The 14,378-nt window shown below is 35.0% G+C and carries 11 protein-coding genes; 8 read left to right on the forward strand and 3 right to left on the reverse strand.

Going from position 1 to position 14,378, the window contains the following annotated elements:
* Nucleotides 1-1,021: 1,021 nt before the first annotated feature.
* Nucleotides 1,022-2,251, reverse strand: a complete 1,230-nt coding sequence (locus tag JST55_01255) for a T9SS type A sorting domain-containing protein (GenBank protein ID MBS1492104.1) — start codon at nucleotides 2,249-2,251, stop codon at nucleotides 1,022-1,024.
* Nucleotides 2,252-2,704: 453 nt separating this feature from the next.
* Between JST55_01255 and JST55_01260 the strand changes: the two genes are divergently transcribed.
* Together JST55_01260 and JST55_01265 are read left to right on the forward strand one after the other, a co-directional pair.
* Nucleotides 2,705-3,955 carry a T9SS type A sorting domain-containing protein gene (locus JST55_01260; GenBank protein ID MBS1492105.1) on the forward strand — a complete coding sequence of 417 codons (1,251 nt, stop codon included), beginning with the start codon at nucleotides 2,705-2,707 and terminating at the stop codon, nucleotides 3,953-3,955.
* Between the two features lie 282 nt (nucleotides 3,956-4,237).
* The gene (locus JST55_01265) at nucleotides 4,238-5,758 is read left to right on the forward strand and encodes a T9SS type A sorting domain-containing protein (protein ID MBS1492106.1); all 1,521 of its coding nucleotides are present in this window, start codon (nucleotides 4,238-4,240) and stop codon (nucleotides 5,756-5,758) included.
* 74 nt (nucleotides 5,759-5,832) lie between these two features.
* On the opposite strand, the gene JST55_01270 is transcribed toward JST55_01265, so the two are convergent.
* Both JST55_01270 and JST55_01275 read right to left on the reverse strand, forming a co-directional pair.
* On the reverse strand, nucleotides 5,833-7,659 hold the full coding sequence (locus tag JST55_01270) for a tetratricopeptide repeat-containing sensor histidine kinase (protein MBS1492107.1): 1,827 nt from the start codon (nucleotides 7,657-7,659) through the stop codon (nucleotides 5,833-5,835).
* Nucleotides 7,660-7,743: 84 nt separating this feature from the next.
* Nucleotides 7,744-9,615 carry a tetratricopeptide repeat-containing sensor histidine kinase gene (locus JST55_01275; protein MBS1492108.1) on the reverse strand — a complete coding sequence of 624 codons (1,872 nt, stop codon included), beginning with the start codon at nucleotides 9,613-9,615 and terminating at the stop codon, nucleotides 7,744-7,746.
* A 314-nt stretch (nucleotides 9,616-9,929) separates the two neighbouring features.
* Between JST55_01275 and JST55_01280 the strand changes: the two genes are divergently transcribed.
* The 6 genes from JST55_01280 (at nucleotide 9,930) to JST55_01305 (ending at nucleotide 14,078) form a co-directional block, all read left to right on the forward strand.
* On the forward strand, nucleotides 9,930-10,091 hold the full coding sequence (locus JST55_01280; GenBank protein MBS1492109.1) for a hypothetical protein: 162 nt from the start codon (nucleotides 9,930-9,932) through the stop codon (nucleotides 10,089-10,091).
* 85 nt (nucleotides 10,092-10,176) lie between these two features.
* Complete coding sequence (locus JST55_01285) at nucleotides 10,177-10,437, forward strand: hypothetical protein (protein MBS1492110.1); 261 nt, start codon at nucleotides 10,177-10,179, stop codon at nucleotides 10,435-10,437.
* A 121-nt stretch (nucleotides 10,438-10,558) separates the two neighbouring features.
* Entirely contained in the window at nucleotides 10,559-11,080 is a 522-nt protein-coding gene (locus tag JST55_01290; protein MBS1492111.1) for a hypothetical protein, read from the forward strand.
* Between the two features lie 14 nt (nucleotides 11,081-11,094).
* Entirely contained in the window at nucleotides 11,095-11,292 is a 198-nt protein-coding gene (locus JST55_01295; GenBank protein ID MBS1492112.1) for a hypothetical protein, read from the forward strand.
* Nucleotides 11,293-11,579: 287 nt separating this feature from the next.
* A complete protein-coding gene (locus JST55_01300) occupies nucleotides 11,580-12,113 on the forward strand; it encodes a transposase (GenBank protein ID MBS1492113.1) in 534 nt (177 codons plus the stop codon).
* Nucleotides 12,114-12,812: 699 nt separating this feature from the next.
* On the forward strand, nucleotides 12,813-14,078 hold the full coding sequence (locus JST55_01305) for a T9SS type A sorting domain-containing protein (GenBank protein MBS1492114.1): 1,266 nt from the start codon (nucleotides 12,813-12,815) through the stop codon (nucleotides 14,076-14,078).
* Nucleotides 14,079-14,378 lie beyond the last annotated feature (300 nt).

The raw sequence follows: 14,378 nt of genomic DNA on the forward strand, positions 1-14,378 counted from the left end.
ACCCAGCTTGCTCCGTTATTTGAACTGCGATAAAACTGCGAGTTCACTATTGCATAAATATTATTATTATCTGATACGATTTCAGTAGCTGCCACATTACCGGCATAAGTTACACTCCAGTTTACACCATTGTTTGTAGATTTATATATGTTGCTTCCAGAAGTGGCGTAAAAATCACTTCCTTTCTTCGTAATTTTATAAAAGCCAAACTCTGTTGTCATCGCATTCCAGGTAACTCCGTTATCAGTCGTATAATCTATTCCGCTGCCTGAACATGCATATACAACTGTGCCGATTGTTGTGATGGAAGTTACAACTCTGGAGGTAAGTGAATTGGTGAAATTTGCTCCGTTATTTGTAGAACGAATTACTTTTGTTGAATCACCTGCAAACATTACATTGCCCGAAATGGCGACAGAAGAAAATCTTCCTGTGGTAATTGGTCTTGACCATCCATAACCTAAATTTATTGAAGTATATAATCCGGATGCGCTGCCAACAATTGCAAGATTTGTTCCCATATCTAAATCAAGCATTGTGTTTAATTGCGCAGTGCCGCCGAAATCAATACCGCTATTAGAGGAGTACATAATGTTTGTTGTAGAAGCTGTAACAACTATGTTATTTGTTTTTGCAATACCTCTTATATCTCCGGAAGTCATTCCTGTTTCGCACCAGGTCTGACCAAAATCAGTTGAGTAATGTGCTCCGAAAATATTGTTTGAGCTCCAGAGAGTATCACCTGAAATAAATAATGAATTGATCCCGGGTGTTCCCGATGGCGCTGCATTGGGACCTATTGGTGTCCACTGCGCAAGGGAGAGAGCAGCAGAGCACAAAATTAAAAAAACACCCAAAGGTAAAATGGACTTTTTCATAGGCAGGGGGTTATTTATTTACATAAATGTAAATAGAAATTTCATAGTGAAAAATACCAATCGCAGGATTTATTCCAACAAAAAACCCGTCAGCTCTTTTATGCTAACGGGTTGTCTCAATACTCACTACACAATACTCAATACTATTTTATAAGCACCATTCTCTTAGTATCTTCAAATCCGTTCGCGCTTAATTTATAAAAATACATTCCGCTGGAAAGATTATATTTTCCTGCATCGAAAGTTACCGAATAACTTCCTGCGTTCTGCTTTCCATTTACTAGTTCTGCAATTTCATTTCCAATCAAATCATAAACTTTCAATGTTATGAAATCCGCATTTTGTAATTTGTAATAAATAATCGTCGAAGGATTAAAGGGATTCGGATAATTCTGCTTCAGCTTAAAATCTTTTACAGCGCTTTGTGTTGGAGTAATTCCCACTAACTGCGAGAGCGGTCTGCGGTAAACTCCATTTGTCGGTGCGACATAAACATTCAGTGTAGAATAAACAATTCCATCTGAACGGATTTCTGTATTCGGAGGGAAGCCGTCGTTCATAGGCAGCCAGTTATTTCCCTGATTGTATGAATAAAATATTCCCTGCGCAGTACCTGCAATTACCCGGTTTGCGTAATATTTTAAAGAATAAATTGCATTGCTTGAAGGGCTCTGCGAGTAGCATTGTTCCCAGTTAGCTCCGTTATTCGATGTTCTGAAAATTTTAGCATCTGATGTTCCCGCGAATAAATATGTTGGCGAGTTAGTGAAAGTGAATGCCCACTTTGTTCCTGTAATTCCGCTTGAAACACTCTGCCATGTCTGCCCAAAATTATAAGAGACTTTTACACCTGCAGAATAATTGGAAGCGAATAAAACATTATCGCGGAAAATTAAATCAACAACCATAGTATCTGCCATTCCTGCTAAATTCCATACTGTTCCTGCATTGGTTGATTTGAACACTCCTTTATCCGTACCGGCAAAAATTGTTGTTCCGTATCCTGCAAAAGTTTTGACGACTATATTGGCAGGGAAACCTGTGTTTCTCTGTGTCCATGTACTTCCGTCATCTGGAAGAGTATAAACACCCATTGTATCCAGTCCTGCGTAAACAGTACCGTTAAAATTATACATGCGGTTCACCTGATAGTGATATGTGACATTAGGCAGTCCGTTCGTGAAAAGATTCCACGATAACCCGCCGTCTGTAGTGCGCGATACTCCGTTCTTGCCTGCATAAATGTTGCCGTCTTTTATCAAAAGGCAGACTGCAAAAATATCATAATAGGGACGCTCCCATTGAGCGTAAACAGGGAATACCAAAGAAAAGGATAAAGAAAAAAATAACAGAGCAGTTATTAATTTTTTCATAGGGGAAATTAAGTTTTAAGTAATTAACTTACTATTTTATGTAGTCTCACGGCTATAAAATTCTCTTAGAATTTTTTGGAGTAGAAGCCGTGAGCGCTGAAAACAAGCAAAATTAATTACTTTGTTTGATTAAGTGAATTTTTCGTCTTAAGTTAATATGCAAAGGGCATACCAATTTTATTTTCAGCACTCATATATAAATTGGTAAAATAAGGATTAAAAATAAATGAAGAAGATATGTATACAGTTTTTCTCGAGATTCTTCCCCTCCTTTATAAATAGGAGGAAGAATGTTGCGCATTTATTAAAATTTTTTCTCCCCCACAAACCCTTTAACATATAACCCTTTTCTACAATTATTCCCACTGATTTTATTAATCTAATACATTATATTCCAAGTCCATTATTATTTATTGTACAACTAAAAGACCGATGAGATTTCGGTACGATAAAATGAAAAAACTAAACCTTACAATTCTTTTTTTATTAATTTTTGTATCACAGTCATTTGCGGGGCTTGATTCACTCCGCGTTATGGACTGGAACATCCTCAACTTCGCAGGAACAGATACTTCACGCGTTCATTATTACAGAGACGTTATTTCTTATGCTAATCCCGATATTTTTATCTGTCAGGAAATAAGCGGACCTGCTGCAAACCAGGTTTTATTCAATCAGGTATTTCAGTCATTCGCTCCGGGAGTATATGATACGGTTTCATTCGATATGGGACCAGATACCGGAAATCTTTTATTCTTCAAAAAATCACGCGCGAAATTTATTTCCAATACTCCTATAAGGACTGAACTGCGTTACATATCGGAGTTCAAAATGTATATTCCTTACATTGCAGATACAGTAAGATTTTTCAGCTGCCACTTAAAAGCAAGCTCAGGAACTGCAAATGAAGACCAGCGCGGAAGAGAAGTAGATACGCTCCGATATTACACAAACAGACTTCCTGCCGGAAAATATTTTGTGCTCACCGGTGACTTTAATATTTATACTTCCAATGAACCTGCCTATAGCAAGCTTCAGGCAATTACAACGGGTGAAGGGCAATTTTACGATCCTATTCAGGGAATGACGGGTACTTGGAATAACGGCTCATACGCTTTTTACCATACTCAGTCACCGCGTGTTCGTTCGTTCGGCGGCGGAGCTACGGGCGGCATGGATGACAGATTTGACCTTATGCTGAACTCAAAAGCATGTACTCTTCCCGCCAATAAATTCTATATGGCTTACACACGTTCAAGATTTTATACAATAGGAAATGACGGTGCGCATTATAATGACTCGATTAATAAACTTCCAAACGCATCTGCACCTGTAGCAGTATTGAACGGAATACACTACGCTTCAGACCACTGCCCGATTATGGGAATATACCTTATGAATGGCGCAAGCGGAGTTGTAACACAGACTTCGAATGTTGCAAGCGAATTTGGTTTGGGACAGAATTATCCGAATCCTTTTAACCCGACAACAACTATTAATTTTGATTTGCCTGTTTCATCTTATGTAAGCTTAACTGTGTTTGATGTTAACGGCCGAGAAGTTATGAATCCTGTTAATGAAAATAAGACGGCGGGTAAATTTTCCGTGAGCATTGATGCTTCAGCGCTTCCATCAGGAACTTATTTCTACAAGCTAAGCGCAGGCAATTTTGTATCAATGAAGAAGATGATTCTGCTTAAATAATTATAGTTATTAGTTTTTGGTTATTCGCTAGTCGGATTTTTAAAATTATTATACGACTAATCGAATAACGAGCAACGAATAACGGACAACGAACAACGAGTAACGATAAACGCAGCCGGTAGAAATACTGACTGCTTTTTTATTTAAAACTTGGGAACGGTATTTGAAAAATAAAGTTTATAATTACAAACAACTGAATAACGAAAAATTATACTGATAAAGTCCTCAAAAATCGCTATTTTTAACTGATTTCACCAAAAAACGAACAGAAAGAAATTAATAATGAAAAAACTAAAGTACTTATTTCTTTTCATTTTGACCTCATTTGCTCTACAATCGAACTTCGCAGCAACTGATACCTTAAAAGTAATGGATTGGAATATATTGAATTTTGCAGGAACCGATACTTCCCGCGTACAGTATTACAGAACAGTTATCAGCTCCGTATCACCTGATATTTTTGTTTGTCAGGAAATTAACGGTACAGCCGCAAACAGAGTACTATTCAGACAGGTGTTTGAAGCATTTGCTCCGGGAATTTACGATACAGTTACATTCGTTGACGGACCTGACTCAGATAATCTTCTCTTCTTCAAAAAATCCAAAGCTTCATTTATTTCAAATACTGCTCATCATACTGAACTTAGAGATATATCTGAGTTTAAGATGTATATTCCGTATATACTTGATACTGTGAGGTTTTTCAGCTGTCACTTAAAGGCAAGCACAGGAACCAGCAATGAAGACCAGCGTGGAAGGGAAGCAGATACGCTAAGATATTTCACAAATCAGCTGCCTGCCGGAAAATATTTTATGCTTATGGGTGATTTTAATTTTTATAAAGCTTCTGAACCTGCATATATCAGATTACTTGCAGCAGGAGGAATTGACGGTAAGTTTAACGACCCCATTACAGGTATGACGGGTAACTGGAATTCGGTTGCAGCATACTCACAATATTATACACAGTCTCCGCGTGTGCGTTCATTCGGCGGCGGCGCAACAGGAGGTATGGATGACAGGTTTGATTTAATACTGCACTCCAATGCATGTCTCAATAGCGCAAATAAATTTTACTATGTACCAAACTCACATATAGCATACGGAAATGACGGCAATCATCTTAATGACTCGATTAATAAAATGCCAAACACAGCAGTTTCAGCATCGGTTGCTGACGGAATTCATTATGCTTCTGACCATATTCCGGTAATATCCAGGTTTGTTTTAAACAATCAGATTGCGCCTGTTGAGCTTTCATCTTTTGTCTCAATTGTTAATGCAAATAATGTTGAGCTTAAATGGAGCACTGTCTCTGAATTAAATAATTCAGGATTTGAAATTGAAAGAAAATCGGTTTCGGAATGGCAAAAAATTGCTTTCGTTGCAGGTAATGGAACATCAAATATATCTAACACTTACGCATTTACAGATAAAGCTTTGCAAAGCGGAAGCTATCAATACAGATTAAAACAAATTGACTACAACGGTAACTATGAATATTTTAATCTGAACTCTGAAGTACACATAGGTACTCCTGATAAATTTTCGTTATTACAGAATTATCCGAATCCATTCAATCCATCGACTTCAATTAATTTTAATATTCCTGCTGACGGATTTGTAAGCCTTGCTATATATGATTTAAGCGGTAAAGAAGTTATGAACGTACTACAGGAAAATAAAACTGCAGGATATTACTCAGTAAATATAAATGCCTCTGCATTGCCTTCAGGAACATATTTCTATCGTATATCGGCAGGGGATTTTACTGCAGTGAGAAAAATGGTGCTACTTAAATAGTTTTTCGTTTATTGTTTTTCGTTAATCGTTGTTCGTAATTTTCTTTAAAACGGACAACGATTAACCAATAACGACTAACGACCTTCGATTGGAATCCTTACAATCATATTAGCTCCTTTACCGGGCTCGCTTTCTGCTTCTATAGTACCGTGAAGTGAATCTACAAGTTTTTTCACAATTGAGAGTCCAAGTCCTGAAGAATGTTCTCCGCCCGTTGGTCTTGCGCTAAGTTTTGAGAATTGTCTGAAGAGCTTCTTTTTATCTCCTTCGTTGAATCCCGGTCCTTCATCTTTCACTTCTATTTTCATAAACTTACCCTCTTCAGATATAGTTATAAAAATATTTTTACCTTTCGGGGAAAATTTGATCGCATTAGAGAAAAGATTATCAAGAATATTTAACAATGCATCTTTATCCGTATTTACGTATTTATTACTTACCTTATTTTCAAAAATTACATCTATTGATTTATTACCCGTCTGTACTTTATAAAATTTTATAAGCTTAATGATTTCCTGATTGATATCAATATTTTCTATCTTAGGCTGCGCTCTGCTTTGCTCCATAGCTGTAGTATCAAGCAGTTTGGTTACAAAGCCAAGTGATGTTTCTGCAGATTCAAGTATAAGAAGTTTGAAATCGTTTTTTTCTTCCTCTGAAAGTTCAGTTTCGTTTATTAAATACTCAACAAGCTGTTTAATATTTCCTATGGGATTTTTAAGGTCATGAACTATATTGCCGAGAGCATCATTCTTTTGCTTTTCATTCTTCAGGATTATTTTTTCAATCTCAGATAATGCCTGCTTATATAAAATTTCAATTTCTGAATTAAATTTGCCGGTAACTCTGCTTTCTGCTTTTTTATATTCAGCAATTTCATTTGAAACGTTTTCCCTCTGAATTTTTTTCTCTGCTTCGGTTAACTTGTAAAGAATTTTATTGGCTTTTTCAAAATTTTCTTTCGCTTCGTAAAATTCTAAGTAAGCTTTATTTAGATGTAATAACAGGTTTGTTTTAGATTCTATATTTCCCGTTAATTCTTCAGCTGACTTTAAATAGTTTTTCGCTTCCTTTAATATTTTTTTACGTTTCTCTGTTTTGTAAATTTTCAGATATGTTCTTGCAAGTAAAATGCTGCAGTAAACTAATTCCTCTTTTTGTTCCGTATGGTTGAGAATGTCTGACGATTTGCTCAGTCTAGCAATTGCATTTTCATAATCACACTGCTCAAAATATATTTTTCCCTCTAAATAATTGCAGAATGCAATTCCCTGCAAGTCATCGAAAAGTTTTTTTATTTCGATGGAATTTTTAAGATAGCTGATGGCTTGGGAATAATTCTTTAAATGGAAATTGATGGCGGCAATATTCTGATAGACGGTTGATTTAAGGCGGTTAAGATTTTTATTGTTGAAGATTGCTGCAGCTCTTTGAAAATATATTAAAGCTTCATCATAATCTTTTTTAAATAAAAATATATTTCCTAAGTTGTTATAAGTAATTGCTGATGCATCTGAATTTTTAATGTCGGAGTTGTATTTATGCGGTCGGCTGCTGTACTCATACGCTTCCTTTATAGATTGAAGATTTGCTTTTAAAATATACAGGTCAGTGTCTGTTTCTTTTTCAGCAGGGGAGGAGTTAAAAAGCAGCTCAGTATAATACTCAGCTTCTTTGTAGTTAATTGTTTTGAAGTGCTCCAGAGCGAGTTTTCTTAAGTAATAAGAATAACTTTGAATATCACTCTGATTTTGAAATTCAGGGCTTTCTAATTTTTTAAGAGTGCTTTCAAAAATCTTTTTAGTCTCTTCGTAGTTATCAGCCTGAACTGACTGTATTTTTTTACATAACCCTCTGATATGTTCTAAGATATCAGATTGTGACTCAGTACTTAAAATCATATTATTTAGCTCAAACCGTTGGCCGAAAAAATTAGGGGGTTATATTTTTATAATTTAGTGTATGAGAAGGTACACTTTTAAATTTTAAATGGGAATTCTTACTATCATACTTGCTCCGTTACCTACTTCACTATCGCACTCAATTTTTCCTTTTAAGGAATCTACAAGCTTCTTTACTATCGATAATCCTAATCCGGAAGAATGTTCTCCGGCTGTAGGCCTTGCGCTTAATTTTGAAAATTGGTTAAATAATTTTTTTCTGTCTTCATTGGAAAATCCCGGACCTTCATCTTTAATCTCAATTTTCAAAAAGTCATCCTCTTTCAATAATCTTATCATAACATTTTTTTGCACGGGTGAAAACTTAATCGCGTTAGAAAATAAATTATCTATTATCTGTACCAGGGCATTTTTATCCGAGTGTATTATATTATTTTTCAGTTCGTTCTTCAACTTTACTTCTATTTCTTTCTGCATAGTTTTCAATTTATACAGACGTATTATTCGCTCGGTTTCGGAAATTATATCAAAATCATTCACATTAAGAGTTATTTTTCCCTGCTCGATTGCAGCATAGTCCAGAAGTTGCGTAATGAGTTCAAGAGAAGTATCAGCCGATTCAACAATGAATTTTTTAAATTCATTCACTTCAGCATGTGAGTAATTTCCTTCGTCAATCAGAAATTCCGCTAACAGTTTTATATTGCCGATAGGATTTTTTAAATCGTGAACAACTACTCCGAAAAATTCATTCTTCTGCTTTACAATCTCTTCAAGTTTCTTTATCGTCTCGGCAAGCTCTACGTTTCGTAACTGATTTATCTCGGCAGTGTGTTTCGCTTCCTTTACCTGAAGTTCTTTTTCAAGCTTTAAAATATCCTCAGTTACTTTTTCATTATAAATATCTTTTTCTATCTCATAAAGTTTCTTGTGGAAGTCAAGCGCTTTTTCTAAGTTACCGAGAATCTCATAAAGAGAAGAAAGATTTTTATATATCAGAGACAAAGTGTACTTTGAATTCACTCTTTGCGCCGTAAAAAGAGATTCCAGAAAATATTTTTCTGCCTTAGTCAGCAACGCTTTTTCTTTCTGTCCTTCTGTTAAATATTTATCAACATACGTTTTCCCGAGATGCATATTGGAATAAAATATCCCGTTCTTATCGTCAAGCTTCGTTTGTATCTCAAGCGATTCCCTATAATATTTTAGTGCTATATCAAATTCCTTTGCATCCAGATGTATATCACCCGTTAAAAATTTGCAGACTGCAACTCCGAACTGGTCATTTATTTCCACTTTCAGTTTCTCAGCTTCGGCAAGGCAATTTAGTGCATTCGGATAATCTTCTCTGTGAATATATATCGATGCCATGTTCTGAAGTACATTGGATTTGTTCATCTTCTGGTCAACCTGATTAAAATAAAACAAAGCCTTTTCATAATGGGGGATTGCCTCATCAAAATTTTTCTGAAATAAAAATACGTTGCCGATATTATTATTTGTGCTTCCCATTCCTTCCAGATTATCTAACTCCTTAAAAATTTCCAGCGCAGAAGTAGAGCACTTCATAGATTCAGTATAATCACCAAGGTCGGAATGTATATTACCCAGCTGCAGCAGTGCGTTAGCCTTCATCAGATTATCACTGTAATATACTGAAGCGGTTTCAAGCAGTGCTGTGTAGTGCAGAGCCTTTTCATATTTTGAAGAATAAAAATGAACATTTGAAAGATGTGTAAGAATTGTAGTATAAGCGTGCTTATACTCTTTTGAGTTCCTGTCGGAATTCAATTTTTCAAGCCGTTCAAGCAGATTTTCAAGTCGTAAGATAGTACCAACAAAATCGCTGCGGCGTAATTTTTCTGCATGGTTCAAATCCTCAGATATTTTCTGAAGACTATCCACAGAAGAATTATTGCCCGACTCTCTGTTAGTTGGGATATTTAACTCTTTCATAATAGTAGTACACTTTTTCTACATGGGAGCGCATAGGACAACGCCAAGGTTAATTGTCCTTATAAGATGTGAGTGCCACCCCACGTAAACTTAAACTACGTAAAATTAAGACTAAATTTGAGTTAAAAATTTAGCGATACAATTTATTAACATTTCACTCAATAGCCGCAACTTAGTTGTAAAATAAATAGTTTCACCTCAAAAATTTAAAAGCTTTTTCTTATATTGAAAAAAAAGATTCTGTGTTTCATAAATTAGGTAAAGTATTTGAATTTCTCTTAACCGATTTTAGCGGTTCTTCTGAACTTACTAAAATGAGAAAAATTTATGAATATCTGATACATGGAAAGGAAATGTACAAAACTGAAACCGATGAAGCTGAATATGTACCGCGGCTTACACCGGTTAAAAAAATCTTTATAATAGTGTTTACTGCAATCATCATTTGTTTTTTATTTCTGATATTTTATGTCTAAAAACTTTCGCTGAGAAAACTTTTGATTTTTATTTTGATAGCCATCATAGGAATTTATTTCACTTTTTAACCCCAACCCCAAACAAATGTATCAAATTTTTATTGCAAGCGTTAAAATTCACAATTCCGATTTAATGTTAATCGGAGGAATTGCATTCGTTATTCTATGGATTTTAAACCGCCTTATTGCAAACCGCATTAAATTCAAACCGAAACCAAGCGAAGCTGACCACGCTCCGGGGCAAGTTTCCAGACCTCAAAGCAAGCTTGCTATGTATGCTTTCTGGATTATAAATATCATAGCATTCTGCGGATTATTTGTTTTGATAACGTATTTATTTTTTTAAATCACTATATTAAAATCCATATCCCGTCCCGCTTAAGTTCAAACAGGGGACTATAGCTTCCGCGCAGCATACCATATAAATTTCCAAAACAATTTTTTAAAACAATCTAAATAAAACTCGTATGAAATTTATTCTTGCTGCAATTTTTTTATTTCTACTTTCCGGCGCTGCCTTCAGCCAGGATGATATTCTATCAAAAACTAAATGGGGAATGAGCGGAGATGAGCTTATCTCTGCCTTCAAAGATAAGGGTATTGCCAATTACACCTATTCCGATAACGATGACAACAACAACAGCGATAATGATAACGATAACGACGATAACAATAACAGAAGCGGCTACAGGATTTCCAATTATTCAATCGACGGGAACAGCTACTCCGTAAGATTTTCGATGAACCACAACAAGCTGAAGGAAATAAGATTCACGCTGAATAAAAATGATAAGGCATTAGATATTTACGAAGGCTGGAAGAAAACTTTTAACAGCAAATTCGGAAACAATGTTCACGAAAACGACTTCTCCGGCTACGGAAGAACACAAAACGAACGCGCATGGGAAGGCTCAGTCGTTCATGTTGAGCTTAACTACTTCTCAGGCAACGGAAGAACTGCAATGGATATAACTTACAGCAGGGATTAATCGTAACATATTTTATGAACACACTGTTAGATATACTTGGAAATTTGATTATATTAGCTGACTGGTCTATTCTTTTCAGAAAAGATAATAATGAAAATGAAAAGGAACACCGCCGAAAAGTAAAATCATTCTGGAAGGGAATTGCAGTTGTGATTTTTATTTTCGTAGGAGGATTTTTTATCGGATGGTTAGCATTTAAGTTGTTTGGGTAAATATTTTCTGCATTTTACAGGGTAAGTTTTTAAAATTCAAAAGTTCTCTCCTTCCCAACGTCCTCGTTGGGAAGGTATCAAGCATGGAAAATTCGTATGAAAAAATAAAATTCCATTCATACGTAGCACTTACAAAGTTCAAAATAACCAATCGGTTTCTTTATAATTTTCAAGTAGATATATTTCAACTCCTCCTTCCCAACTACCTGTCCCGCTTTTAGCGGGATCCTCGTTGGGAAGGTTTGTAATCTTTAAAAATTTTTCAGCTATTAGAATATTCATATTTTATGAGAAGCACATATAAAGTCCATAATCCCGATGCAGTTTATTTTATTACTTCTACAATTGTAAACTGGATTGATGTATTCGCTTCAGAAAAATATTTTAATATTCTAATTGACGCAGTAAATTTTTACATAAAAAATCAAAACCTTACAGTTTACTCTTATGTAATTATGAAAAATCATTTTCACCTGATTTGTAAATCTGATAATCTTACAGAGACTATTCGATTAATAAAAAGTTATACTGCAAAGAAAATTATAAGCGAATTAAATAAAGATGGCGAAGAAGAATTGTTGGCACATTTTGCTGAAAATAAAAAAAACTATAAAATCGGAAGAACATATCAGATCTGGCAGGAAGGTTTTCATCCACAGGAAATGATAAATAATGATGTTATGAAACAAAAGATAGAATATATTCATAGTAATCCTGTTAATGAAAATTATTGTAAATATCCGCAAGATTGGAAATATTCTTCAGCAGGATTTTATGAGACCGGAATTCATTCTTTAATTCCTATTGAAAGAATTATTTAACCTTCCCAACGAGGACGTTGGGAAGGAGGGGAACGGGTGCAGAATATGTTATTTCTCACAGCTAAAGTTCAGTTTACTATTATTGCAATATAAAATTATGGAAGGAAAGTTAAATGGTATTTTAATCGTTAAGTCTGCCTCCTAATTCCCAACGTCCTCGTTGGGAATTGAATGTAATCAAAATTCTCTATTCCAACTTTCCTAATTCTCAACGTCCTCGTTGGGAATCGAATGTAATCAAAATTCTCTATCAAACTTTCCCCCTTCCTGTCAATACCACAACCCACCTATTCCTACTAATAGGGGAGAAACCTTTCCTATTTAAAAATAATTTATTTATTTTTGAAGTGAGCCGCAAAGTTCCGCTGACTTTACTAAGGAGAGCGGTAACAAAAATATATCTTATGTAAAAAATCCGGACAAAATATTATTAAAGTTACTTTAACCTGAGTTTCCGGAGAATTAACTCCCGTAAATTCTCCGGAAAGTACACAAAGTAAAGTAAAGTAAAGGAAAGTAAAGAAAAGCAGTGTGTATTGCACACACACAATTTTGAAAAATTCACTCAAACACAGTTCTTGATCCTTGGAATTTAAGTGTTTCCGAAGAAATATTTATAAGCGGTTTCAGTGAAAACCATTGTGAATTTAAAATTAAATAATTATTTTTTTAACTTTAAAAATATTAAATTACACAGATTTGAAGATAAAATTTTTACTAGTTATTATAATTGCTTTTGCAGCGGTCTCTTCAATTTTTGCGGAGGGCTGGGAATCAAGAAGTTCAGGTCTCGGAAATGTTTTCTTTAAATGCGTTGCTTTCAGTAGTGCGACTAATGTATTTGTGGGAGGAAACCTTAATAGCATCAAATCAACTAATGCCGGAGATAATTGGTCAGTTCTTCCTGCGCCAGTAGCAGGAACTGTGTGCAATTCAATTTTTTTTACAAATGCTCTTACGGGATACTTCGGCTGCACTTTATCCGGTACAACCGCTATTTACAAAACTACGGACGGAGGACTGACCTTTACAACTTCACTAATATCGTCCGATGTCAACATAAATTCCATTAATTTTCCCTCTTTAAATACAGGATATGCAGCGTGTGGAAGCGGGAATATCTTAAAGACTACTAATGCTGGCGTGAACTGGATTTATACTCCCACGCCATCAATTAATAAGTTCGCAGTCTTTTCAGTTTCCTTCGCAAATGACTCTGTCGGATTTGTTGCGGGATCTGACGGAATTTTTATTAAGACTACAAATGGCGGAAACAATTGGGAAACTCATTCAGTCGGCGTATCATACGCTTTTTATTCAATTTCAACAACAGATATTTTGAATGCTTATGGCGTAGGAGAGGGAGCGATAATGGCAAAAACTACAGACGGAGGAATTACCTGGATTGGAACTTCATCGCCATCGATAAAAGCAGAGCTTAGAAGTGTTGATTTTAAGAATACCTTAACCGGTTACGCATGCGGAAATACAGGGTTCATTATGAGAACGACTAACGGAGGTATTAACTGGACTCAGCAAACTTCACAAACTACTCATTTTCTTTCCGGTATTAAATTTTGGGGGTACAATCTTGGCATTGCTGTCGGCTATAACAGCACTATTCTGAAAACAACAGATGGAGGCGGGTCTCCTATAGGAATTCACAATATTAACAATGAAAAACTCAGTTTTTTTAAGTTAAATCAAAATTACCCCAATCCTTTTAATCCTTCAACACATATTAACTTTTCAATACCTGAAAATGGAGACGTGATGTTAAAAATATTGGACATAAGCGGGAAAGAAATTTTCAATCTGATTGGTTCTTATTTATCAAAAGGTGAGTATGAAAGAACTTTTGACGGAACAAATTTAGCTTCAGGAATTTATTTTTATAAATTGGAATTTAAAGGAATAAGTGGTAAGGTTTATTCTGATGAAAAGAAACTAGTTTTAATAAAGTAACTTTTCTATACTGATAAATATTTTAATATCCATTTAATTTTTTTACTATTACATCATTCATCCTACCTGTCAATACCACAACACACCTATACCTACTAATAGGGGAGAACCCTTTCCTATTTAAAATTAATTTATTTATTTTTGAAGTGAGCGGCAAAGTCCCGCCGACTTTACTAAGGAGAGTGGTTAACAAAAATATATCTTATGTAAAAATCTGAATAAAATAATATTAAAGTTACTTTAACCTGAGTTTGCGAAGAAATAATTCCCGTAATCTCTCCGGAAAGTACATAAAGTAAA

The sequence above is a fragment of the Bacteroidota bacterium genome, assembly GCA_018266835.1.
In the GTDB taxonomy this organism is placed as follows: domain Bacteria; phylum Bacteroidota; class Ignavibacteria; order Tepidaquicellales; family Tepidaquicellaceae; genus JAFDZO01.